26 protein-coding genes are annotated in these 21993 nt (G+C 29.9%); 11 read left to right on the plus strand and 15 right to left on the minus strand.

Features of this window, described 5'->3' with window-relative positions; all coding sequences use genetic code 11:
• The 4 genes from LNAT_RS04800 to LNAT_RS04815 are packed head-to-tail and all read left to right on the plus strand — an operon-like array spanning window position 1 to window position 3684.
• Window positions 1-1071: a prohibitin family protein gene (locus LNAT_RS04800; protein ID WP_096258901.1), complete on the plus strand. Its 1071-nt coding sequence runs from the start codon at window positions 1-3 to the stop codon at window positions 1069-1071.
• Complete coding sequence (gene hisIE, locus LNAT_RS04805; protein ID WP_096258903.1) at window positions 1058-1723, plus strand: bifunctional phosphoribosyl-AMP cyclohydrolase/phosphoribosyl-ATP diphosphatase HisIE; 666 nt, start codon at window positions 1058-1060, stop codon at window positions 1721-1723. The genes LNAT_RS04800 and hisIE overlap by 14 nt, the downstream gene beginning before the upstream one ends.
• On the plus strand, window positions 1720-2271 hold the full coding sequence (locus LNAT_RS04810; RefSeq protein WP_096258905.1) for a DUF2393 family protein: 552 nt from the start codon (window positions 1720-1722) through the stop codon (window positions 2269-2271). Before hisIE ends, LNAT_RS04810 begins: the two co-directional genes overlap by 4 nt.
• Before the next feature lie 18 nt (window positions 2272-2289).
• The gene (locus LNAT_RS04815) at window positions 2290-3684 is read left to right on the plus strand and encodes a DEAD/DEAH box helicase (RefSeq protein ID WP_096258907.1); all 1395 of its coding nucleotides are present in this window, start codon (window positions 2290-2292) and stop codon (window positions 3682-3684) included.
• Here the strand turns inward: LNAT_RS04815 and LNAT_RS04820 are convergent, their stop codons facing one another.
• On the minus strand, window positions 3685-4098 hold the full coding sequence (locus tag LNAT_RS04820) for a PaaI family thioesterase (RefSeq protein WP_238594000.1): 414 nt from the start codon (window positions 4096-4098) through the stop codon (window positions 3685-3687). It abuts the gene before it with no gap.
• Complete coding sequence (gene bioD / locus LNAT_RS04825; RefSeq protein ID WP_096258909.1) at window positions 4099-4716, minus strand: dethiobiotin synthase; 618 nt, start codon at window positions 4714-4716, stop codon at window positions 4099-4101. It lies immediately after the preceding gene.
• Between the two features lie 40 nt (window positions 4717-4756).
• Here bioD and flhB point away from each other — a divergent pair, with 40 nt between their 5' ends.
• Window positions 4757-5806: a flagellar biosynthesis protein FlhB gene (flhB, locus tag LNAT_RS04830; protein ID WP_096258911.1), complete on the plus strand. Its 1050-nt coding sequence runs from the start codon at window positions 4757-4759 to the stop codon at window positions 5804-5806.
• Here the strand turns inward: flhB and bamA are convergent.
• Window positions 5798-7981, minus strand: a complete 2184-nt coding sequence (gene bamA, locus LNAT_RS04835) for an outer membrane protein assembly factor BamA (RefSeq protein ID WP_096258912.1) — start codon at window positions 7979-7981, stop codon at window positions 5798-5800. The genes flhB and bamA overlap by 9 nt on opposite strands.
• Before the next feature lie 69 nt (window positions 7982-8050).
• Here bamA and LNAT_RS04840 point away from each other — a divergent pair, with 69 nt between their 5' ends.
• Window positions 8051-8878, plus strand: coding sequence for a prephenate dehydrogenase (locus LNAT_RS04840; protein ID WP_096258914.1), 828 nt, complete (start codon window positions 8051-8053; stop codon window positions 8876-8878).
• Window positions 8879-8887: 9 nt separating this feature from the next.
• Here LNAT_RS04840 and LNAT_RS08745 read toward each other — a convergent pair whose 3' ends face one another.
• The 5 genes from LNAT_RS08745 to LNAT_RS04860 all read right to left on the minus strand — a co-directional run bounded on the left by LNAT_RS08745 (window position 8888) and on the right by LNAT_RS04860 (window position 11940).
• Window positions 8888-9040 (minus strand): hypothetical protein, encoded by a 153-nt coding sequence (locus LNAT_RS08745; RefSeq protein ID WP_172413504.1) that lies wholly within the window; start codon window positions 9038-9040, stop codon window positions 8888-8890.
• 138 nt (window positions 9041-9178) lie between these two features.
• A complete protein-coding gene (locus LNAT_RS04845) occupies window positions 9179-9922 on the minus strand; it encodes a hypothetical protein (RefSeq protein WP_096258915.1) in 744 nt (247 codons plus the stop codon).
• Window positions 9912-10445, minus strand: coding sequence for a thiamine phosphate synthase (locus tag LNAT_RS04850; RefSeq protein ID WP_096258917.1), 534 nt, complete (start codon window positions 10443-10445; stop codon window positions 9912-9914). Before LNAT_RS04850 ends, LNAT_RS04845 begins: the two co-directional genes overlap by 11 nt.
• Window positions 10446-10455: 10 nt before the next feature.
• Window positions 10456-11142 (minus strand): F0F1 ATP synthase subunit A, encoded by a 687-nt coding sequence (locus LNAT_RS04855; RefSeq protein ID WP_096258918.1) that lies wholly within the window; start codon window positions 11140-11142, stop codon window positions 10456-10458.
• Window positions 11143-11208: 66 nt separating this feature from the next.
• On the minus strand, window positions 11209-11940 hold the full coding sequence (locus LNAT_RS04860) for a TIGR02757 family protein (RefSeq protein ID WP_238594001.1): 732 nt from the start codon (window positions 11938-11940) through the stop codon (window positions 11209-11211).
• Window positions 11941-11983: 43 nt separating this feature from the next.
• On the opposite strand from LNAT_RS04860, the gene LNAT_RS04865 reads away from it, so the two are divergent.
• Window positions 11984-12631, plus strand: coding sequence for a hypothetical protein (locus tag LNAT_RS04865; protein WP_096258920.1), 648 nt, complete (start codon window positions 11984-11986; stop codon window positions 12629-12631).
• Here the strand turns inward: LNAT_RS04865 and flgK are convergent.
• The 7 genes from flgK to LNAT_RS04900 all read right to left on the minus strand — a co-directional run bounded on the left by flgK (window position 12624) and on the right by LNAT_RS04900 (window position 18995).
• Window positions 12624-14822, minus strand: a complete 2199-nt coding sequence (flgK, locus tag LNAT_RS04870; protein ID WP_096258922.1) for a flagellar hook-associated protein FlgK — start codon at window positions 14820-14822, stop codon at window positions 12624-12626. The genes LNAT_RS04865 and flgK overlap by 8 nt on opposite strands.
• 1 nt (window position 14823) lies before the next feature.
• Window positions 14824-15234 carry a hypothetical protein gene (locus tag LNAT_RS04875; protein ID WP_096258923.1) on the minus strand — a complete coding sequence of 137 codons (411 nt, stop codon included), beginning with the start codon at window positions 15232-15234 and terminating at the stop codon, window positions 14824-14826.
• 31 nt (window positions 15235-15265) lie between these two features.
• The gene (locus LNAT_RS04880) at window positions 15266-15454 is read right to left on the minus strand and encodes a flagellar biosynthesis anti-sigma factor FlgM (protein ID WP_096258925.1); all 189 of its coding nucleotides are present in this window, start codon (window positions 15452-15454) and stop codon (window positions 15266-15268) included.
• A 56-nt stretch (window positions 15455-15510) separates the two neighbouring features.
• Entirely contained in the window at window positions 15511-15783 is a 273-nt protein-coding gene (locus tag LNAT_RS04885) for a rod-binding protein (RefSeq protein WP_096258927.1), read from the minus strand.
• 11 nt (window positions 15784-15794) lie between these two features.
• Window positions 15795-16790 (minus strand): flagellar basal body P-ring protein FlgI, encoded by a 996-nt coding sequence (locus LNAT_RS04890; protein ID WP_096258928.1) that lies wholly within the window; start codon window positions 16788-16790, stop codon window positions 15795-15797.
• Between the two features lie 141 nt (window positions 16791-16931).
• On the minus strand, window positions 16932-18173 hold the full coding sequence (locus tag LNAT_RS04895) for an MFS transporter (protein ID WP_096258929.1): 1242 nt from the start codon (window positions 18171-18173) through the stop codon (window positions 16932-16934).
• 42 nt (window positions 18174-18215) lie between these two features.
• Window positions 18216-18995: a histidinol-phosphatase HisJ family protein gene (locus LNAT_RS04900; protein WP_096258931.1), complete on the minus strand. Its 780-nt coding sequence runs from the start codon at window positions 18993-18995 to the stop codon at window positions 18216-18218.
• A 54-nt stretch (window positions 18996-19049) separates the two neighbouring features.
• Here LNAT_RS04900 and LNAT_RS04905 point away from each other — a divergent pair, with 54 nt between their 5' ends.
• The 4 genes from LNAT_RS04905 to LNAT_RS04920 are packed head-to-tail and all read left to right on the plus strand — an operon-like array spanning window position 19050 to window position 21929.
• Window positions 19050-19724, plus strand: a complete 675-nt coding sequence (locus tag LNAT_RS04905) for a hypothetical protein (protein ID WP_096258933.1) — start codon at window positions 19050-19052, stop codon at window positions 19722-19724.
• A gap of 2 nt (window positions 19725-19726) precedes the next feature.
• Window positions 19727-20983, plus strand: a complete 1257-nt coding sequence (locus LNAT_RS04910) for a peptidase U32 family protein (RefSeq protein WP_096259773.1) — start codon at window positions 19727-19729, stop codon at window positions 20981-20983.
• Window positions 20980-21477, plus strand: coding sequence for a 5-(carboxyamino)imidazole ribonucleotide mutase (purE, locus tag LNAT_RS04915; RefSeq protein ID WP_096258935.1), 498 nt, complete (start codon window positions 20980-20982; stop codon window positions 21475-21477). The genes LNAT_RS04910 and purE overlap by 4 nt, the downstream gene beginning before the upstream one ends.
• Complete coding sequence (locus LNAT_RS04920; RefSeq protein WP_096258937.1) at window positions 21477-21929, plus strand: DUF3972 domain-containing protein; 453 nt, start codon at window positions 21477-21479, stop codon at window positions 21927-21929. Before purE ends, LNAT_RS04920 begins: the two co-directional genes overlap by 1 nt.
• Window positions 21930-21993: the final 64 nt, after the last annotated feature.

Raw genomic sequence — 21993 nt, forward strand, 5'->3', positions numbered from 1 at the left:
ATGCCAGCAGACTTAAACGAATGGATGAATAAAAACAGTAATAATGACAATAAACCGAAATTCGAACCTCCAAAGTTCGAACCTCCTAAATTTATAAAAGGCTCTAACGGATTTTTATTAGTAATAATTGCAATAATTTTTGTATTCGGGCTTTTATTTAAGCCTTGGGTGATAATTAACGAAGGTGAAATCGGTATTTTAGCTACAACGGGAAAATTTGCAAAAGAACCTCTGTATCCGGGAATGCACTTTTATATACCTTTAATTCAAAAAGTTATTATTGTTGATACCAAGGTTCATATGATAAGTTATAAAAGACTTCAGGAAGTAGGTTCCATGCCTGATAGATACGGAACGATTAAGGTTTATCCTGCAATTAATGTACTTGATGCAAGAGGACTTCCTATCACGGTTGAATTGTCTGTCAGTTACAGGTTAAATCCAAATGAGGCCGCTTATACCATTAAAACATACGGATTAAACTGGGAAGATAAAATAATTAATCCAATTGTCAGGGATGTTGTAAGAAATGTAATCGGAAAATACCCTGCTGAAGATTTACCTGTTAAAAGAAATGAGATTGCTATGCAGATAGAAAATCAAATAAGAGATACTTTAAGTAAAATAGAGCATAAACCGGTAATGTTTGAGAGTTTTCAATTAAGGGATATCATTTTGCCGGAAAATATAAGAAGACAGATTGAAAGAGTCCAGATTGCAAAACAGGAAGCGGAAAGAGCAAAATATGAAGTTTTAAGAGCCAAACAAGAAGCTCAAAAAGAAGCGGCAATTGCTCAGGGTAAGGCAAATGCAGCTAAAATTGAAGCTCAGGGTAAAGCGGATGCAAAACTTATTGAAGCAAGCGCAGAAGCGAAAGCGAACAGTATTATTTCAAAATCTTTGACACAGAATTTATTAAAACTTAAAGAAATAGAGGTTCAGGGTAAATTCAATGAAGCGCTAAAAGCCAATCCTAATGCAAAAATATTTTTAACACCTGGAGGGGCAGTGCCTAATATCTGGATGAATATTGATGATAAAAAAAAGGTTATAAGCAATGGTAACAATTGATTTTGAAAAAAACGGCGGGCTTGTACCGGTTGTTGTTCAAGATGCTGAAACCAATGAAGTTTTAATGCTGGCTTATATGAATAAAGAAGCACTGGAACTGACTAAAAAAACAGGCTATGCACATTATTTTTCCCGTTCCCGCAATAAAATTTGGAAAAAGGGTGAGAGCAGCGGAAATACCCAGGAAGTTAAAGATATTTTAGTAGACTGTGATAATGATACAATTTTGCTTAAAGTTAAACAAAACGGGGTTGCATGTCATACAGGCAGAAAGTCCTGTTTTTTTACAAAACTTGACAGTGGTGAGATTATACTGGACAAAGAGAAAGAAATAGAGTATAATTTCATAGATAAACTTTATCATACTTTACTTGATAGAAAAAATGCTTCTGCTGAAACTTCTTATGTCGCCTCTTTATATAAAAAAGGTGAAAATTCAATTTTAAAAAAAGTAGTTGAAGAAGCAGGTGAATTTTGTTTTGCTATCAAAGATGATAAAAAAGAAGAAATAATTTATGAAGCGGCAGATCTTGCATTTCATACATTAGTGGCTTTGGCATACAAAAATATTCATCCTGAAGCTATTTTGGAAGAATTGAAAAGAAGAGAAGGCGTTAGCGGTATAGAAGAGAAAAGGAACAGAAAAAAATGATTCCTTATTTTACTATTCTTCACTGGTTAACACTCAGTTTTTTTTTAATTTTATTTATATTTTTAACTTTTTTATCTCTGAAAGCTGCAAATAATAATGTTAAGCTTTTAATAAGTATGATATTTGCTTCTTTTTTAGTTACATCTTTTGGGACGGTACTTGGAATTATAGTTTTAGAAAAATATACCAAAAAAGCAGTACTTTTAGATGTAAAATCAAGAAGAGTTTTTCTGAATGAAACGTTAGTAGTAAAAGGTAGAGTAAAAAATATAGGTAAATTTAAAATAAATTACTGTAAGTTAGAAATAAAACTTGTAAATAACGGATGGGGTGGAAAAATTCAAAAAGGAACATTTTTCAAACCAGGTGGACTTAGTATATTCGGTTCAAAAGAAGAGAAAAAACAGAAACCAAATACAATAAAAGTGACTAGGATAATTATCAGAGGCGGATTATTCCCTGGAGAGATTAAAAATTTTTCTGCAATAGTGCCTTATCCTCCGTATTTTTCTAATACCTATATAAATTATAAGTTGTATTGTCATTAAAAATAAAAAAGGAAATAAATGAATTTTAGCGATTTTAATTTAAAAAAAGAAATATTAAAAAGATTGGAAGAAATCGGTTTTGAAAAACCGTCTCCAATTCAGGAAAAAGCAATTCCTCTAGTATTGGAAGGAAAAGATATTGTAGCGCAGGCTCAAACAGGTACCGGTAAAACAGCGGCTTTTGGACTTCCTATTTTGAATATGCTTGAAAATGGTGATAAAGCATTAATAGTAACTCCGACAAGAGAACTTGCCATTCAGGTTAGTGAAGAAATATACAGATTTGGAAAAAATTTGGGAATTCACACTGCCACAGTTTATGGTGGAAGCAGTTATAACAGACAAATTTCACAAATTAAAACATCTCAGGTTATCGTGGCAACCCCCGGAAGACTTATTGATTTGCTTAACAGCGGGAAAATAGATATATCTCCTAAATTTGTAGTGCTTGACGAAGCTGATGAAATGCTTGATATGGGATTTTTGGATGACATAAAAGAGATTTTTAAATTCGTGCCAAATGATGCCCAAAAACTGCTTTTTTCAGCAACAATGCCAAAAGAGATTTTAAATCTTGCAAAAACTTTTCTTAAGAACCCTGAATTTGTAAAAATTACAAAGCAAAATGTAACTAATGAAAATATTAAAGAATTTTGTTATGTAATAGATGAATATGAAAGAAAAGATGCCTTAATCAGGCTTATTGATTATAAAGCACCAAATAAAGCAATAGTTTTTTGTAGAACTAAAAAAGACGTTGATGATATTGCCGAATATTTAAAAGGAATAGGATTTAATGCAAGCGGACTTCACGGTGATATGGAACAGAGAAAAAGAGAAACAATTATTAAAAATTTTAAATCCAATAGACTCGATATTTTAGTGGCTACCGATGTGGCTGCTAGGGGACTTGATGTAAATGATGTAACGCATGTATTTAACTATCACCTGCCGCTTGATCCTGAAAGTTATGTGCACAGAATCGGAAGAACAGGAAGGGCAGGAAAAGAAGGTATGGCAATTTCACTTGTAACGCCGCATGAATTTAAAGCACTTAGCAGAATTCAAAAAATTTCTAAAATTACACTTAAAGAAATACCTACACTTGAAGATGTAAAAAATACAGAAATTAAAAAAATAATAGAAAAAATAAATTCAGTTGATTCAACGCCTAAATCTATTGAAATAGTGGAAGAGCTTCAAAATGAATTTGATTTATTAACAATTGCCACTAAATTTGCTACATTGCTTTTTGAAAAAGAAAGCAGTGGTAAAGAAAAAATTGGAAAAAGTTTGAAAGAAGCAAAAAGATTGATTGAAAGGGAAAATTCTTATAATTCCAATTCAAGAAACAGAGGCAGAAATCAAAGAAACAGCAGATATAATAGAGGAAGCAGAGGCAGAAGAAGATAATTATTTTTCTTTTTTAGCCTTTTTTAATACGTGTTTATCCAAAACAACGCATCCAAAAATTCCCTCATACACTTTAATATCATTAATTTTCCCTGTAACTTTTACTTCCCATTTTCTTTTTTCTTTCATTAAAACTTCACTTTCAAATATTACACTCTCACCTACTTTTACAGGTGCTAAAAATTCGCTTTGGCTTCTAACAAGTACCACATAGGGTTCATTAACAGTTGCCATTGCGCAAAAATCAGCTGCACCAAATGTAAATCCTCCGTGAATTAACCCATATTCATCCACCGACATTTCTTCAGTTGTATCTAAAACAACTTTTGCGTAATCTTTTTTTAATTCTACTAATCTTCCGTATTTTGGTAAAAATTTTTTATGGGTTTTTAATTCAATTTCTAAGTTATCCATTTATTCTCCTATTAAGTTTTTTATTATTTTATCTAAATCTTTTTGAACGAACAATGGTTCATATTTTTTCATAAAAGGGTGCGAAATTTGAAAATAACTATCATCAAACAAATTAATAGCCCAATTGTAATTAATATTGTTTTGTTCTAGATAAAATTTATTGAGTAAAAAATCATTTATCATTCCAAGACGACTTGAAATTACCAAAAAAAGTTTAGCATCAAAAAATTTTATAAAATCTATCATTTTAAAATTTTCACTAACAGGTACCAAGAGTCCTCCGGCTCCTTCTATTAATAATATATCACACAATGGTTTTATTTTTTTATAAGCGTTTTTTATTTTTTCAAAATCTACTTTTCCGGCAACAATGGGGGCTGCAGGCAGAGAAAATTGAATTGGAACTATATCGTTAATTGTTAAATTCTTTAAATTTTTATTATACTTTATAGCTTCTTTATATAATTTTGTCCCGTCAGCCGGAATATCTTTAACGCCCGTTTCGATAGGCTTCATAACCCCTATTTTGTATCCTTGTTGTGAGAGGGTTTTTATCAGTTTTAATGTGGTGTAAGTTTTTCCGGCATCCGTATTGTTTGCAGAAATAAATATATTCATTTTATTCCTTTTTGTATAATTATAATAAAAAAGGCAATTTATGGCTGATGAAGAAAAAACCGAAGAGCCCACCTCCCGAAAAATTGAAAAAGCAAAAGAAGAGGGGAATGTTCCAAAATCAGTTGAGACTGCGGGATTTATTGTTTTATTTTTAGCGCTATTGGTACTCTTTTTTTATGTTAAATATATACTTTTTTATTTTGAAGATTTTTTTAAATATTTTTATTCTTTTATCGGGGTTGAAATTACAAAAGAGGCAATTTTTAATATTTTAATAAAAGGAACTTTTTATTTTTTTATTATAATGTTTCCTATATTTCTGGTTGTGGTAATTGCCGGAATAATAGGAAATGTAAGTCAGTTTGGATTTTTATTTACCACAAAAGTTTTGATTCCTAAATTTGAAAAATTAAATCCTGTTAAAGGTTTTAAAAATCTTTTTTCTATAAAAAAATTGGTTGAAGGTATTAAGACTACTCTTAAAGTATTTATAGCCTTTTTTGTAGGATTTGAAATTTTTCTGAGCTTTTTTCCTCAAATGCCAAAACTCGCATTAATGGATTTTTTTAATCAGATAAAATGGCTTGAAGAAAAAGTAGTTTTAATAATATTATCAATGTTAGCAGTATTTTTTGTGTTTGCGGTAATTGATTTTATTTATCAAAGATATACATATAAAAAATCCCTTAGAATGAGCAAACAGGAAATTAAAGACGAATTTAAACAGACTGAAGGTAATCCGGAAATTAAGGCAAAAATAAGACAGCTTCAAAGAGAAATGGCAAAAAAAAGGATGATAGCGGAAGTTCCAAAAGCTGATGTTGTAATTACCAATCCAACTCATTATGCAGTAGCTCTTAGATATGATAAAACAAAAGACGAAGCTCCAAGAGTTATAGCAAAAGGTGTTGATAATTTAGCAATTAAAATTAAGGAAGTGGCAAGGGAAGCAGGAGTTATGATTGTTGAAAATCCTCCGCTTGCAAGGGAACTATATAAGTTAGTGGATATTGATGAAGTTATACCACCGAAACTTTATAAAGCAGTAGCGGAGATTTTAGCTTATGTATATAAAGCTAAATTAAAATGATGCACCGATAGAGAAATCAAAAGTTCTTGTATCATCTCCGTCTTCTTTTTTAATTGGTTTAGCAAAAACTAAAGTCAGAGGTCCTACAGGAGTTATCCAGTTGATTGCAATACCTGCTGATGCCCTTGAAATATCTAGGCTTTTTTCCCCAACAGCACCGTAATCCACAAAAGCACTTGCCCATAACTTTATTTTTCTATTGATAGGAGTTGAAATTTCAGGACCGGTGACAAATTCATATTTACCACCTATATAGTTTCCGTTGTTATCTTTTGGTGAAATTGAATAAGAGCTAAATCCTCTAACACTCCCGATTCCCCCTAAATAAAATTTTTCATCAATTGGTAAATATCCGTTATCTTTGATGGCTCCTGCTTTTATTCTGTATTTTAATATTGCATATGTTTTATATGTTGAATTTTTTAAAGGATAGAAATATTTAAAACTGCCAATTGTTTTTGTGAATCTTTCGTCACCCCCAATTCCTGCGAATTCTATGCTTGCACTGGCTTTCATACCAAGAGTTGGAAAAAAATAATTATCTGTAGAGTTATATCCCAACGAACCTATTATATAACTTTTAGTACTACTAGGTTTTAGATAGTCAAGTTCCGTTTCATCATAATTTGTTAATTTTATTTTGGTATATCCGTACGTAACATTGGCGCTTAAATTCCTACTTAACATTTTACCGATACCTAATGTGAAACCTCTCTTTTTAGAGGTATATGAGAGACCTTCAAATTCATCATTAAAAATAGATGTATTCATGGAATATTTGCTGTCAAATACCCTTGGGTTATACAGTGATATTGAATATGTTTTATTTGTTGCCGATAAATCAGCACTTGCTGAAAGTTTTTGTCCGCTTCCAAAAATGTCTTTTTCAGTAATAGAAAAGCTTACCCCAAATTTAGAATAGCTTCCATAACTGATTCCGGCTTTAAGTGTTCCGCTTAATCCTTCTTTTACTTTTACATTCAAATCGATTTGATTGTTTGAAACTTTTTTCTCTTCAATTTTTACATCTTCTAAATAACCAGTTCTTTGAAGGGCGTATTTTGAATCAGTTATATTTTGATAAGAATATTTGTCTCCAGGTGCTATAAAAATATTTCTTCTGACAACCCTGTCAAGTGTTTTATTGTTCCCTGAAATTGTCACATTTCTGATATATACGATTTCTCCGGGAATTACTTTATATATAATCGTGGCATAATTGCCTTCTTTTTTGATATTCGGATATACATTTACATAAGCATATCCTTCATTTTGAAAAGCGTGTTTTATATTGTTTAAATCTTCTCTCATAGCTGAAATATTAAAATATTTATCCGGTTTTAATTCCAGTTTTGGAAGTTTTACTTTTATATTTTTTGGATAATCAATGGATATTTTTTTTATTATGTATCTTTTCCCCTCATAAATTTTATAATCAATTGTTGAAGAATAATTATCCATATTTACTTTAGCAAGAGGCATTTGAACTTTTGAATCCATATATCCCAAATTAAAATAAAAGTTTTGAATGTTGTTTCTATCTTCGGGTAATTTAAATACATTGAGTTCACCTGCGTTGAAAAATGGTAAAAAAGACCAAAAAGTTTTCGGCTGGTTTTCAATCAGGTCAATTAAATCACTTTTATCAATTTGTTTTACCCCGTAAAAATTTACATCTTTTATATTTATTTTTTTACCCTTTACAATAATAACTTTAATAGCGAGTTTTGTTGGGGTTATATAATTTTTTTCAATATTTATATATGTATTAAAATATTTTTTAGCCAGATAATACTGTTCTATAAAATCTTTCAGTTTTTCAAAAATTTCTTTTTTGTAAATTTCACCTTTTTTAGGCATAATATTTTGTTCTTTAAGCAGTTTTTTAAGGTCTTCTGAGAGGTTTTCAAATTCTAATTTAGAAATAATTGGTTTTTCTTGACAAATAAATGTAAGTTTATTATTCGTATAATCAGCTTTTATTGTTTTAAAATATCCTGTTTTATATAAATTTTTAATGCTTTCATCTATTTTTTTTAAATCTAATTCATCACCTTTATGAATTGTAATAATTGTATTAGCGGTAATTGGGGAAATATGTATTAATCCTTTGTATTCTATTTGATTAATATTTGCTAATAATATGAATGGGATAAATGTAATTATCTTTTTCATTAAAATCCTTTTTTCAAATTAAAAGCAATTATACCAAATATGTGATATAATTTTTAAAAAAGAGGTATGATGACTTGTGGCATTATAGGTTTAGGATTAATGGGAGGGAGTTTTGCCTTAGCTACAAAAAAATATTTTAAAAAAATTTTAGGCGTTGATCATAACCCGATCCATCAAAAAGAAGCTTTAAAATTAGGGCTGGTTGATGAAATAGCGGAACTTAAAGATTTAGAAAAAGTGGATGTGATTATTATTTCAATTCCAATTAGAGGGATTATAAGTGTTTTAAAAGGACTTTCAAAATTAAATTTAAAAAAGAATGTTACTATTATTGATTTTGGTTCTACAAAAGAGAGTATTGTAAAAAATTGCCCGAAAAATATAAGAAAAAATTTGGTTGCGTCCCATCCTATGGCCGGGACTGAATATTCTGGACCTCAGGCGGCGATTGCAGATTTATATGAAAACAAAGTAATGGTAGTTTGTGATATTGAAGACAGTGGAGAAGTTCAGAAAAATACTGCAATTGATATTTTTAGATTTTTAAAAATGAATATAAAATTTATGAAATCAAGCGAACACGACAGACATGCAGCTTTTATTTCCCATATGCCTCATATTGTAAGCTTTTCACTTGCAAATGCCGTATTAAACCAGGAAGATAGGGAACACATTGTAACTCTCGCAGCCGGGGGATTTAGAGATATGAGCCGCCTTGCAAAAAGCAATGCTAAAATGTGGGAAGATATATTCAGGGAAAATAAAAAAAATTTATTAGATGCTATTGAAGCTTTTAAAAGTGAGCTAAAAATAGCTAAAAATTTAATAGAAAATGACAAATGGGATGAACTTAAAAAATGGATGAAAAAAGGAAATGAACTGCATAAGATAATGTAAAACTTAGAATTATTTAATTTTTTCTTTTAAATAATTTTCTACAATTTTTTTTAATTCAATTTGTGGAGTGTTTTTATATTTTTCACAAATTTCTTTAGATTTTTGAGAGTAATTAGATAAACCTTTACCCTCTAGGAGATATTGAAAGTTACTTAATTTCATTTTCATACTATTAATTCACATTCCTAATTTTTCTACAATAGTTTCAAATGAATAAGGAAGTTTTTTATCAGAATATTTATAAAGATAAAGAGCTACTATTTCATCTTTTTTATTCCATTTATGTTTCATATTTTCTCCTTAATAAGTTTTTATTTCTTCTAAAATTTCTCTATCTGCTATGTTAAATAATAACATTTCTGTAAAAAATGGATAATCTTTAACTTTAATTTTTTTATTTAGTTCTTTTAAAATAATTATCTCTTTTGAAAAAAGCAGTGAATGTATTTTGTGAATAAATTTTTTATATTCTTCATAAGCTATTTGGTCTTTTTTATAAAATTTTGGTTTTGAAAAATGCTTTTTTAAAATATGTTTTATTGGATAATTATTTAATTTAGTATTTATCCCTTGAGGTTGAGGAAAAAATTTATCTCCTCCTGATTTAAAAATAAGATAATTTAAAGAATAAATAACTCTTGAGTCATAAATAATATTCGTTTTTATATTTTTAAATGAATTTATTTTACTCCAGCTAGCTATTCTTTTAAATGGATATTTTTTTAATTTTAAAGCTTGTATTATTTGGTAAATAGAGTTTGTTTTAATATTTCTAATTCCACCCCATTTTTTTACAATCCATTCAGCGATTTTAAAAAAATCTTTTTCTTCATCATTTAAATCTTTGTTAACTATAAATTTTAATCCTACATCTTTTATAAAATTGCTATTATTGTAATTAAAAAAGAAATTATTATATTCATTTTTGTAATATGGATAAGTTTTTATATCAACTCTTTTAAACCAATTAGAATTTTTTTCTAAATAATCAATTGGATTTTGATTGCATAATTCTTTTAAATTTTTTACAAGTTTATTTTTCATTATTTATCCTTAAAAAATACCTAATGCTTCCAAATCCAATAGCTTTTGATTTTTCAATCTCTTTTATTTCTTTTTCACTTATTATTCCGCCAAGGGCTATAGTGTTTGGAAAAATTTCACAGATTTCATTTAGTTTCTCAATTCCTAATCCATCTCTTCCTTTTGAATTGAATACAGGAGAAAAGGTAATATAATCAAATCCTAAATTTTTAGCTTTTTTTACTTCTTTTATTGAATGTGTAGAGGCTATTTTTATTTTACCATGATATTTTTTTGCTAAATCCATTTTTGATGTTGGAAAATGGATTCCGTCAAAATATTTGAGCAGTTTTTCATCTTTTAAATCATCATAATTTATAAAAATTTTTGAATATTTTTTTGCAAATTTAGCAAATTCAATAATTTCATTTAAATTAAAATATTTTTTATTTCTGTAACATACAAAATCGGGTTTATAAGTTTTTATTGCTTTAAATGTTTGTTGTATTGGGTAATCTGAAGAAGTTATAAAATAGGAAAGCACAAGAAGAGTTTTATTCTAATGTTTCTTCTTGTCCTGTTACCGCTCCATAAATATATACATAAGTCAATACCATAAAAATAAATGCTTGTAAAAATGCTGAAAAGCTCATTAGCGCATATCCTGCAAGTGGGAATACCCAAGGAGCTAACATTAATAATACTAATAAGAATAAGTCGTCACCTTTAATGTTACCAAACAACCTGAATGAAAGTGAAATAATTCTTGAAAAATGTGAAATAACCTCAACCGGAAACATAAGAGGAGAAAGCCATTTAACCGGTCCTGCGAAATGTGCGATATAATGCCCTAATCCCTGAGCTTTAATACCTTCATAATGGTAATATAAAAATACGATTAATGCTAAAGTTAAAGTTAAGTTTACATTTCCTGTAGGCGGCTCAAATCCCGGTACTATTTCCATTAAATTGCCCATAAAAATAAAGATTGCCAAACTTCCTGCAAGAGGTAAATATTTTCTTGCAACTTTTTCATTTGTAATATCACTTCCCACATATAGTATTCCGTTAATTACAGCTTCCATTACATTTTGACATCCATTTGGAACAATTTGTAAATTTTTTGTAGCAAGTTTTGCAACTAAAATGGCTAAAAATGCCGCAAGTAATGTGTGTACAATTAATTGAACTTCTTGTGAATGGCCTAAAAATCCAAAAATGAGCCAGATTCTATCTTCCATTAATAGTCCTTTTTTAGTGTAATTGTATCAAATTTAAGATTTAATTAAAACATTTTTTTATTATTTTTACAAATTTAATTTAAATTGTCCAATTCTGTAAAGTGCAAAGTCATATTTAAGTGGATCAGTAGGATCAAATTTTTTTAAATTTTGAGTAAGTTCTATTGCGCTTTGCAAATCATAGCTTTTTCTTTTAAGGAGGCCTAATTTTAGAGAAACTTTGTGAGTGTGGGTATCAAGCGGAATTATCAAATCACTTTTTTTGACCCCTCTCCATATTCCCAGATCCGGTTCAGTGTCTCTTACCATCCATCTTAAAAACATATTCCATCTTTTATAAGGGCTCACTCCTTTTGTTTTATGAGGGGGGATTTTGCCTATTATAAATTCATAACCTTTTGAATTATATGGATTTATTTTATAAATTGTTTTTATTATTTCTCTTAATCCGTCAATTACATTGTTTTCTTTTTTATATCCTTTTAAAAACAGTTCATTTAAAGAAAACTCTTTTTTCATTAGATATAACGTTTTAAAAAATTCTTTAACATCTTCTTTTGTCTGGAATCTGTAATATAAATTTTTCGGAATTTTTCCTGTTTTAAAAAAACTATAATCAATTGAATTTAAAAATTTTAAAATTGCTTTTACATTTCCGTAAGCAAAAAGGGCGGCAATCAATGCAATATATTCATCATTATATTTTTGGGCTATCATAACGGGATCTAATTTTTCTTCATTTATTTCGTATATATTGTTTTTAATTAATTTATCAAGTTTTCGTTTAATATTAATCAATTTACCCCTTTTTGGTATAATTATATAAAAAGTGGAGGTAATTATGGTAATCAGAGGTAATACGAATATTGTTAAAGTTTATGATTATAGTTATTTAATAAATTTAAATGAATATGATTTGAGTGATTCCAAAGATCTTGAAAGATTAAATGATGCGGTTGTTTCATTTTTGGATTCAGGTGAAGCGGAGGCTTTGAGTCTAAATGAAGAACTAGTCGGCGTTAATCCGGACGGGACGGAAATTGAAATAGAAAATAATGTATATACAGCCGAAGAAGTTGATTATGACAATAAAAATGTAAATAATATAATAAACGAAAATTTTAAAGTGGGAGATGTTGTTTTACTTCTCAGGGCGAACGGTGAGGGGTATTTTGAATATGAAGTTAATCCAAAAGTTGATGAATTGAAAATCGGATATACCGCCTGTGACATGGAAGCGCCAGATAACGAATTTTATAATAATTTCTGTGATTTACTTTTACCTTATTCAGTTACAGTAAATGGTGAAAAAATAGAAATAACTGCAAATAATTTTTATCCAAAATCTGAAATGACGGCGGAACTTTATGTGGTTAAAGAAGAAGAGGGGGTTAAATTTTTAGATAAAGTAAGTGAACTTGATGTAATGCACTTTGGCTGGGATTTGTTTGAAGATATTATTCAGGTAGATTACGACGAATCTAAGTGATATTAAACAGGGCATCAAGCATTTGATTAATAGTTGTTATCACTTTAGCATTTGCTTGATATCCCCTTTGGAATTTTTCAAGATTTATTAATTCTTCATCTATATTTACTCCGCTTACACTGTAATATTGGTTTGAAATATTTGTAAATAGTGTTTCGGCCACTTCTTTTTTAGAAGTTATATTTTGTGTATTATTTGCAAGTTTTCCTGTAATGTTTCTGTAATATTCAAAAATTGTTTCATTAGTGGTACTCTTATTTTCATAAAAATTAATTTTTTCAAATTGAAGCTGTAAAATAGAATTTGCAATTTTATTATCACCGGAACTAGGGGTTTTATTTGCCTGAATTTTACTCGGTGTTTCATATAGTTCTTGTTTTATATCGATGTTTTTAGCACTGTTTCCTTCAAAAAATTTATTAAATCCGACGGTCCCTCCAAATTTAGCGCTGTCGTTATCAATTCCCACATATGTGTTTTCATCAGTTTTTTTAGATAAAACAAATTTACCATTTAAATAGGTTGCATTGTAATAATCATCAACGTCGTTATTTTGATTGTTGTCTTTATTGTCATCAATGTTTGGTGTGTTTATTTGAGAAATAATCCCTTCAATAGTTGAAAATTTTGGGTCATTTGAATTCATGTTTACAATAATTTTCCTGTTTGCAATAATTTCACCTTTTTCATTGTATATGACCAAATTAAAAGAACCGTTTTCAATAGAAAGAGGAAGCTTTTCGTTTATTTTTTTTAAGGGCATATATTCTATTTCGTTTAGTGAGCTAAAAAGAGTTGCCCCGTCATCTTTTACTAAAATTTTGGAAGATTCTTCATTTGAAACACTTGCTGTAAAATTTCCATTACTATCATATGAACCTTTTACAAATTTTAATTGGCCATTTACCAGTTCCGCTCCATAATCTGCATTGTTATTGTTATTATAAATTTTGTTATTGATATTTTTTATTACATCATTTATTGAATTGTTTTTATCTACAGATACGGTAATGTTTTTTACAAAATTTCCTTTCTCATCATATATATTTAAAATTATGTTTCCGTTTCTTACCGGATGGGTTAAAATGTTGTTTAACATACTTAAAGGTTTGTCTGCTAAATCAGGAGAAATTGTAATAGGTACATTTATTTGGTCAGTTGATACTTGAGGTTGAGCTGCTTGAGAATAGAGAGAATTTACATTTTTAATCAGGCTGCTTGCAAATGTGTCCAGTTTGTTTAAAATTTCGCCAATAATTCCATCAATCGGTTCTCCGTTTTTATTGATTTCTTTTCCTCTTATACTTAAAAGTCCGCCTATTTCTCCGCCTTTTATATCTTTTGTAACATTAACTAAAGTATGGTCTTCTTTTTGAATGTTTATATCAATGTTTCCTTGATTATCCGTTAATTTTATAGGATAATAGTTTGAATTATCAAGCAAAGAATATCCTCCAAGGGATATAGAATAACTTTTTTCATAATCTATATTTGAACTCCCGCCTGATTTAAATGATTTAAGACCATTTTTATATATTTTTACATTTATTAATTCTTTTAATCTTTTTTCAAGTTTATCCCTTTCGTCCCTTAAGTCATTTGCGTGATTAATATTGTTTGCCTCATGCGCGGTTATACTTTTATTTAAGTCTGCTATCTTTTTAATAATATTATTAATTTCGTCAGCTTTTGTTTTTATTTCATCGTTTATACTTTTTTGAATGTCTGTTACTGAATTTCTGACTTCTTTTATAGAATCAACTAAAATTTTTGTTTTTGAAGCCAAATCGACTTTTACACTTGAATCATTCGGATTTGAAGCCAAGTTTTGCCATGCATCAAAAAAATCTTTTAAATTTTTATAAATTCCGTTATCTGTCGTATCAGGAAAATATGTTGAAATTTCCTGTAAATACTGCTCCTGTGTGGATAAATTTTGCAAATTTGAAGAAGCATCTGTATATCTGTTGAATAAAAATATATCTTTAATTCTTACAATGCTTTGAATTTTCACTCCAAGTCCTATATCACCTGGAGTGGTGCTGACACTTCCTAAAGCTGATATCTGTGCCCTCTGTCGGGTATAAGATTTATTTGAGGCATTTGCAATATTGTTTGATGTTACATCAATTGCTTTTTGATGAACATTAAGCCCTGTCTGGGCGATATTAAAAGCAGAAGATATTCCCATATTAACCCTTTAAACTTAAATTAGAATTGGAAAAATTTTCATTACTGTAAGTTATAGGTTTTTCGTTTTTCAGCTCTTTTATTAAAGCATTATAAAAATTGGCAACACTGAGGGCTAATTTTGAAAATTTTTTATGAAGGGTATAAAATTCGTTTAGTTTTTCCCTGAAAGTGTCAAATAAAATCTCTTCATCGGCAGAAAAAATTTCTTCGACAGGTTTGTTTCTGCTAACCAGTATTGAATCGATTTCACTCTTTAAAGAAGAAAATTTTTTTGCTAATATCTCTTTTTCATCCGTATGGGAAAAAACAGTTTCATGGTCTGCACTTTTTATGGCATATATATCTTCAGTTGTTATTGATATTAATTTATCTAAAATATCGTTAATTTGATTTAATTTTTCTATAAGCATAACCCTTCCTTTTTTAGGAAGGGAGAAGAGATTAAAGAAGGGTTTTGGCTAAAGCTTTTGCAGTTTTATCTAAGTCTATTTTATATGTCCCAGATTCTATCTGTTTCTTAATCTCTTCTACCCTTCCAGATTTTTCAGTGTTTTGTGTTTTTTTAATATTTTTTTTATCCGGTTGGGTAGATACTAGATTTGTCTGGTTTAATCCAATTCTTGATATCATTTATAAACCTTTTTTATTGATATTCTACCCAACCATATCGGCAAATTTCAAATTTTCTAAATACTTTTTTTAAGATAATTAAATAAAAGTTCAGAATATCCGAAATTGCCGCTTATCTGTTTTGAAATTTGTTCTATCTGCATGGATTTATAAATTTTTTCTCCGGGAGTTTCTGGAAAAAGTTTTGATTCTTCCTTTAGAGCTTTTTTTAAGAAAAAATTTAATATTTCACTTTCGAATGCATCACAGTTTTGTTTTAATTTTTTTAGATTTTTTTCTTTTAAATTTATTTTATGATGAATTCCTATACTAATATCATAATTGCTCATTTTCCTGCTCCTTAATTAATAATCAGTTTAGCATTTATGGCATTACTAGCTTTTAAATTTTCTAAAATAGCTATAATGTCCTGAGGTGAGGCATTAAATTTTTGAAACATCTGTGTTAAATTTAAAATAGTTGTCTCTTTTTTAATTTTTATAACAAAATCGCCGTATGTTATTACTGTCGGTTTTACAGTTATATCACTTCCAGCAACAACTGTTCCTGTTCTTTCATCTATCACTATCACATCTGGCATTTGTGTGGAAATTTTAGTATTTTCAACTTCTGCCAAAAATTCAGGCATAGATAAATTTTTCGGTTTTTTTAATTTTATGGTTCTAGGATCTACAGCGACCGCAACCTTTTCTTTAAATTTTTTATTTAAAGCATTTTGAATATTTATTGCAAGATCAAAATCGCTTCTTTTAAGTGAAAGTGTTGCATAGTTTTGATGATATAAATCCCAAACAACAGCTCTCTCAACTGTAGCACCGTTTGGAATTTTTACGGTTGTAGTAAAGTGTTTTTGTTTAAGGCCCCCTTTTAAATTAAATCCGCCCATACTTACAGGCCCCTGGGCAAGGGCATAAATTTTTCCGTTTACACCTTTTAGTGGAGTTATAAGCAATACTCCGCCTTCCAGTGAGGTCGCATCACCGATTGATGAAATAGTTACATCAATTTTATCCCCTTCCCTTGCAAAGGGTGGAAGTGTGGCGGTTACCATTACAGCGGCTACATTTTTAGATTTTATGTCTTTTGGGTCAAGTTTTACATTTACGTTTTTAAGAAGGTTTGAGAGTGTCTGGTTTGTAAATTTTGATGATGTTGAATCCCCTGTGCCGTTAAGCCCCACTACTAATCCGTAACCGATTAACTGGTTGTCTCTTACACCTATAATTGATGATACATTTTTTATTTTGTCGGCAAAAAGATTGGTTGAAATAAAAATATAAAATATTGCAAAAAAAGCTAAAGTCAAAGCTCTTTCAAAACCATCAATTTTTGTCATTTACTGCCTTTTTATAATAGGCAGCAAAAAGCATTCCAATTTAATTGAAAAATGGATAATGAAAAATGTAAAATGGAAAATAAAAAATATAGAAGAGATGATGTTTTAATTATCCGTTATCAATTATCCATTTTATATTAATTATATGTATCTGACTATCAAAACGCCATCTTTTTCATAAAAATCATATACATTTTTTTCTGTTTTAAGTTCTTCTATAAAATCTTTATCATAATTTTTATATTCCACAATTTTAAATTTTTTAACAGGTTTCATCTTAATTAGAGCAGCCACCCATAAAATTCCGATAATTCCGCTTATTATTAAAAATAAATTTAAGGCGTTGTGTTTCATAAAAATTCCAGCAAACGCTCCGCCAAGAAAAATTCCAAGATATTGAATCGTATTTGAAGTTGAAAGCGCGGTGGCTTTTTGGTTTGCCCTTGCCACTTTGCTTACAAAGCTTTGAAGAACCGGTTCTAGCATATTAAACCCAAAGAAAAATATAATTACCGCTAAAAAGTCTGTTGTTACATTTTCTATTGAATATAAAAATAGTGACAATGTAATGAGTGTTGCACTTAAAACAAAAACAAATTTTCCTTTTTCTTTTTTCTCAGCCAAAATCGCTCCAAGGGGAAGTGCAAAAATACCTATAATTAATGCCGGAATATAAACTTTCCACAGATCCATTTTATCCCAGCCCAGATTTTTTGTAAAAATTATCGGTGTTATCATAAAAAATACGGTCATCAAACCTTTTTGCATAAATCCTGAAAAGAAAAGTTTTAAAAGTTCTTTATGGGTTAAAATCTCTTTCAGACTTGCTTTTGGCTGATGATGCACTATATGTGGAGCCGCTGGAATTTTTGCAATAACAAGCCAGATAGAAAAAAGTGCAAGTAAAGCTGTTAATAGAAAAAGTTTATCAACACCCCATTTTGCTCCTATTGTCGGTCCTAAAACCATAGAAAGTGCAAAGCTTAAAGCAATAAACTGACCCATTCTTGCAAATGCTTTGGCACGCGTTTTTTCATCCGTCAAATCTGCAATATAAGCTAAAATCACTCCGCCTATTGCCCCGGCTCCCTGAAGTAATCTTCCAAAAATCAGGGTATAAATATTATCACTGAATGCACACACCAAACTTCCTAAAAAAAGTAAGCTAAGTCCTATAATTAAAATTTTTTTCTTATCGTAATTATCAGCCCATTTTCCAAAAGGAATTTGTAAAAACACCTGGGAAAGGGCATATGCACCCATTGCAATACCTACATTAAAACTGTTGGCATCCTGCAGTGACAAGGCATATAAGGACAAAAGGGGCATTACAATAAAAAGTCCTAAAAATCTGATAGCCATTAGAAGTGATAAATAGACCATTTATATCCTTTTTTTTATTAGTTTAATACCATTTGTTTAAATTTATGTTAATTTGATTTTTTGTTTTTTTCTGTTTTCAAAATAGACAGCTTCGCTAAATCCTAAATTTTTAGCCATCTTGATAACTTCATTTATTTTATATCCAACATCCTCTGGTTTGTGGGCATCGCTTGAGAATGTAATATCTATTCCTTCATCCCTTATCATTTCAAGAAGTTTAGTTGAAGGATAAATCTCTTTTACGGGTTTTCTGAGCCCTGCTGTGTTTATTTCGACTGCCATACCCGCCTTTTTAATTTCTTTGATTGCATTTTTTGCAATGTCTTTTATATTTTTTTTAGGCTTAAATCCGAAAACTTTTACCAAATCAAGATGTCCTACTATGTCAAAGAGGCGTGATTTTGCCAAATCCTGAATTTTTGAAAAATATTCTTCATAAATATCATCTACATCTCTGTTGTGCCACTCTTTTATAAATTCGGGATTGTCGAATCCCCAGTTGTCTAGGAAATGAACGCTGCCAATCAAATAATCCACATTTCTTTCAAGCACTCTTTTATCCACATAAGGGGTAAAATCAACTTCATATCCCAAAAGTATTTTTATTTTGTCTTTGTATTTTTCTTTGAGTGATTTTATTTCTTTTTCATATTTTGGCATATCGGAAAAACTCATTCTGTATTGTTCATCAAACTCCATTGAGGCATGATCTGCAAATCCGTAAATTTTAATATTTTTTTCAATGGCTTTTTTTACATATTCCTCAGGATTTCCTGTTGCATGCTTGCAAAGCGGGGTGTGATTGTGAATATCTATCATCAATTTTGCCTTTTTTATTGAAATTATATATAATTAATCAAAAAAATGGGGTGTGTTATGACACAGGAAGAATTAGACGCTTTAATGGCGGGCGGTTTGGATGATATTGATGAAATAGAAGACGAAGTTAATGAAACTGAAGTAAATAATAAAAAAAATGAAAATAAAGATAGCGAATACACAGAAGACGAACCTATAACTCCTCCTCCTGCAGATGATAAACACAAAGTTGTAGCCCAGCTTGATGAGGTTACAAAAGAGAGTGAGGAAAAAGCAGTTGAAATTTTAGAGAAAATGGATGAAATTTCTGCCACTATTACGGATACCAATGAAAAAATTCAAAAAATAATTGAATTTTTAAATGAACAAAAAGAGCTTTTTACAAAACTTCATAATGCATTTCCTCATATTAAAAAATTTGAAGAAGAACTGCAAAAAATAGATGAAATGATACAAATTGCAAATAAAATAAGCGAAGAAAATATAAATGCGGAAAATGAAATATTCACCGTTATGGATATAATGCAGTATCAGGATATTCACAGACAGAAGATTGAAAGGGTTATTAATATAATGAGAGCTTTAATAAAATATATGAACAGACTTTTTGAAGGCAAAATTGAAGATGAAAAAAGAGTAAAAAGTGCTAAACATCTTCAAGGAGATGAAACAGAAGAGGTTGTGAGCGATGAAGATATTGAAAAATTACTTGCAGAATTTGGAGCAAAATAGTGATTGAATTACTCTCGCCCGCAGGGGATTTTGAAAAGTTAAAAATAGCCATTGAATACGGGGCAGATGCCGTATATGCAGGTGTCAGCCATTTTTCCCTCAGATGTCACAGCGGAAAAGAGTTTGATTATGAAACATTTAATAAAGCCGTAAAATATGCCCATAATAAAGGAGTTAAAGTTTATGCCACTGTAAATGCTTTTCCTTTTGAAAATCAGCTGCCACTTATCGAATCCCATATTAAAAAACTGAAAGAAATAGGTGTTGATGCTTTTATTATTTCAACCCTTGGGGTTTTATATAAAGCAAAAGAAATAGCACCTGAGATTGACATCCACCTTTCAACCCAGGCAAATGCCTTGAGTTCTTGGGATTATATGGCTTATCGTGATTTGGGGGTTAAAAGAATAATAGCAGCGCGTGAAGCCACTTTAAAAGATTTAACTAAAATAAAAGAAAAAGTCCCTGAAATTGAAATAGAAATATTTGTACACGGGGCTATGTGTTTTGCATATTCCGGAAGATGTTTACTTAGTGCAGTGCAGTTTGGAAGAAATCCAAACAAGGGAAGCTGTGCCAATGACTGCAGGTATCCGTATGTACTTTATGCCGAAAATCCAGAGACAGGAAAATTATTTAAACTTGAAGAGTATAAAGACGGCACTTATATAATGAATGCAAAAGATTTATGTTTAATTGAGCATATTCCAGAAATTATAAAAAGCGGCGTAATTGATTCTGTAAAAATTGAAGGAAGAACAAAAGCCCCTTATTATGTTGGAGTTGTTACAAAGGCATACAGAGATGCGATAGATGAATATATTAAAACAGGAAAATGTGAGTGTAAAAAATATTTAAATGAAATTTTAACCACTAAAAACAGAGGTTTAACAGAAGCCTATATTGTAAAAAGACCATACGAAAAGGATGATACGCAGAATCTTGAAACTTCACTTACAACAGGGGATTGGCAGGTTAGCGGAATAGTTACGGAAGACGGCGGGCATTTTATGTGCAAATATAAAACATATCCTGGGGATGTTTTAGAAATAGTTTTGCCAAAAAATGTAAAAATTGAAAGTTGTGAAAACGAAATAGGGAAAATTTATCGGGAAAACGGTAAGTGGCTTTTAAAGCTAAATAAAATTGTAACTCAGAGCGGAAAAGAATTAAGCTCTGTTCACAGCGGCAATTTAAATCCGATAAAACTGCCTTGTAAGCTGCCGTATTTAACATTTTTAAGAAAGGAAGATAAATGAAATTTATAAGTATTTTAATGGGAAGCAAAAGTGATTATGAAATAATGAAAGAGGCTGTAAAAGTAATTGAAAAGTTTCAGATTCCTTATGAACTGATTATTACATCTGCCCACAGGACTCCTGCAAGAACACATTCGTATGTAAAAGATGCCGAGAGCAGAGGTGCTAAAGTTTTTATATGTGGTGCCGGTATGGCGGCTCATTTGGCCGGGGTTGTGGCCTCCCTTACTACAAGGCCGGTAATTGGTGTACCGATGCCAAGCGGAATGATGGACGGACTTGATGCACTTCTTTCAACCGTTCAAATGCCAGGCGGCATGCCGGTTGCCACTCTTGCAGTTGGAAAAGCCGGGGCAAAAAATGCAGCTTACCTTGCACTTCAAATTTTAGCCTTAAACGATGAAGAACTTAATGCAAAACTTGAAGAGGACAGAATCGCACAGGCTAAAAAGGTTGAAATGGATTCATTAGAGGTTGAGGTGAAATTAGATTAATGAAAACACTTTTAACTATTGAAGAATTTGAAAAAATAAGCGGAAAAAATAAACAAGAAATACTCTCTTTGTGCAGGGAAAAAAAACTTAAATGTAAAAAAAGCGAAGGAATTATTTATATAGAAGTTGAAAACAATAATAAATTGATACCTTTAAATGAAGTCGAAATAGTAAAAAGCGATGATATTGCTAAAAAAACACTTGCAACTTTTCTTACAATGCATGAAAAAGTTTTAATGAGTAAAGATGAAACAATTGAAGCGCTTAAAGAAGAAAATAAATTTTTAAAAGAATCAATTTATTCCATTCAGGAAGTTTATGAAGATGCACAAGAAACTATAAAACGACTTCAAAAACAGCTTGAAATTACCCAAAATGAGCTTGAATTTTGCAGGAAAAAATATAAACTTATGTGGGGGAGAGTGCTTAAAAAAGAAGAGGAAAATAATTAAAAATTAAAAATTGCTAATGGAGAATGGAGAATTGTTTGTATAATTTCAATTTAATTATTCATTT

Origin of the sequence: Lebetimonas natsushimae (assembly GCF_002335445.1) — a bacterium.
Lineage (GTDB): Bacteria > Campylobacterota > Campylobacteria > Campylobacterales > Nautiliaceae > Lebetimonas > Lebetimonas natsushimae.

Coding starts and splice junctions, on each gene's coding strand:
- LNAT_RS04800 (WP_096258901.1), top strand. CDS start 1: ATGCCAGCAGACTTAAACGAATGGATGAATAAAAACAGTAATAATGAC.
- hisIE (WP_096258903.1), top strand. CDS start 1,058: ATGGTAACAATTGATTTTGAAAAAAACGGCGGGCTTGTACCGGTTGTT.
- LNAT_RS04810 (WP_096258905.1), top strand. CDS start 1,720: ATGATTCCTTATTTTACTATTCTTCACTGGTTAACACTCAGTTTTTTT.
- LNAT_RS04815 (WP_096258907.1), top strand. CDS start 2,290: ATGAATTTTAGCGATTTTAATTTAAAAAAAGAAATATTAAAAAGATTG.
- LNAT_RS04820 (WP_238594000.1), bottom strand. CDS start 4,098: ATGGATAACTTAGAAATTGAATTAAAAACCCATAAAAAATTTTTACCA.
- bioD (WP_096258909.1), bottom strand. CDS start 4,716: ATGAATATATTTATTTCTGCAAACAATACGGATGCCGGAAAAACTTAC.
- flhB (WP_096258911.1), top strand. CDS start 4,757: ATGGCTGATGAAGAAAAAACCGAAGAGCCCACCTCCCGAAAAATTGAA.
- bamA (WP_096258912.1), bottom strand. CDS start 7,981: ATGAAAAAGATAATTACATTTATCCCATTCATATTATTAGCAAATATT.
- LNAT_RS04840 (WP_096258914.1), top strand. CDS start 8,051: ATGACTTGTGGCATTATAGGTTTAGGATTAATGGGAGGGAGTTTTGCC.
- LNAT_RS08745 (WP_172413504.1), bottom strand. CDS start 9,040: ATGAAATTAAGTAACTTTCAATATCTCCTAGAGGGTAAAGGTTTATCT.
- LNAT_RS04845 (WP_096258915.1), bottom strand. CDS start 9,922: ATGAAAAATAAACTTGTAAAAAATTTAAAAGAATTATGCAATCAAAAT.
- LNAT_RS04855 (WP_096258918.1), bottom strand. CDS start 11,142: ATGGAAGATAGAATCTGGCTCATTTTTGGATTTTTAGGCCATTCACAA.
- LNAT_RS04865 (WP_096258920.1), top strand. CDS start 11,984: ATGGTAATCAGAGGTAATACGAATATTGTTAAAGTTTATGATTATAGT.
- flgK (WP_096258922.1), bottom strand. CDS start 14,822: ATGGGAATATCTTCTGCTTTTAATATCGCCCAGACAGGGCTTAATGTT.
- LNAT_RS04875 (WP_096258923.1), bottom strand. CDS start 15,234: ATGCTTATAGAAAAATTAAATCAAATTAACGATATTTTAGATAAATTA.
- LNAT_RS04880 (WP_096258925.1), bottom strand. CDS start 15,454: ATGATATCAAGAATTGGATTAAACCAGACAAATCTAGTATCTACCCAA.
- LNAT_RS04885 (WP_096258927.1), bottom strand. CDS start 15,783: ATGAGCAATTATGATATTAGTATAGGAATTCATCATAAAATAAATTTA.
- LNAT_RS04890 (WP_096258928.1), bottom strand. CDS start 16,790: ATGACAAAAATTGATGGTTTTGAAAGAGCTTTGACTTTAGCTTTTTTT.
- LNAT_RS04895 (WP_096258929.1), bottom strand. CDS start 18,173: ATGGTCTATTTATCACTTCTAATGGCTATCAGATTTTTAGGACTTTTT.
- LNAT_RS04905 (WP_096258933.1), top strand. CDS start 19,050: ATGACACAGGAAGAATTAGACGCTTTAATGGCGGGCGGTTTGGATGAT.
- purE (WP_096258935.1), top strand. CDS start 20,980: ATGAAATTTATAAGTATTTTAATGGGAAGCAAAAGTGATTATGAAATA.
- LNAT_RS04920 (WP_096258937.1), top strand. CDS start 21,477: ATGAAAACACTTTTAACTATTGAAGAATTTGAAAAAATAAGCGGAAAA.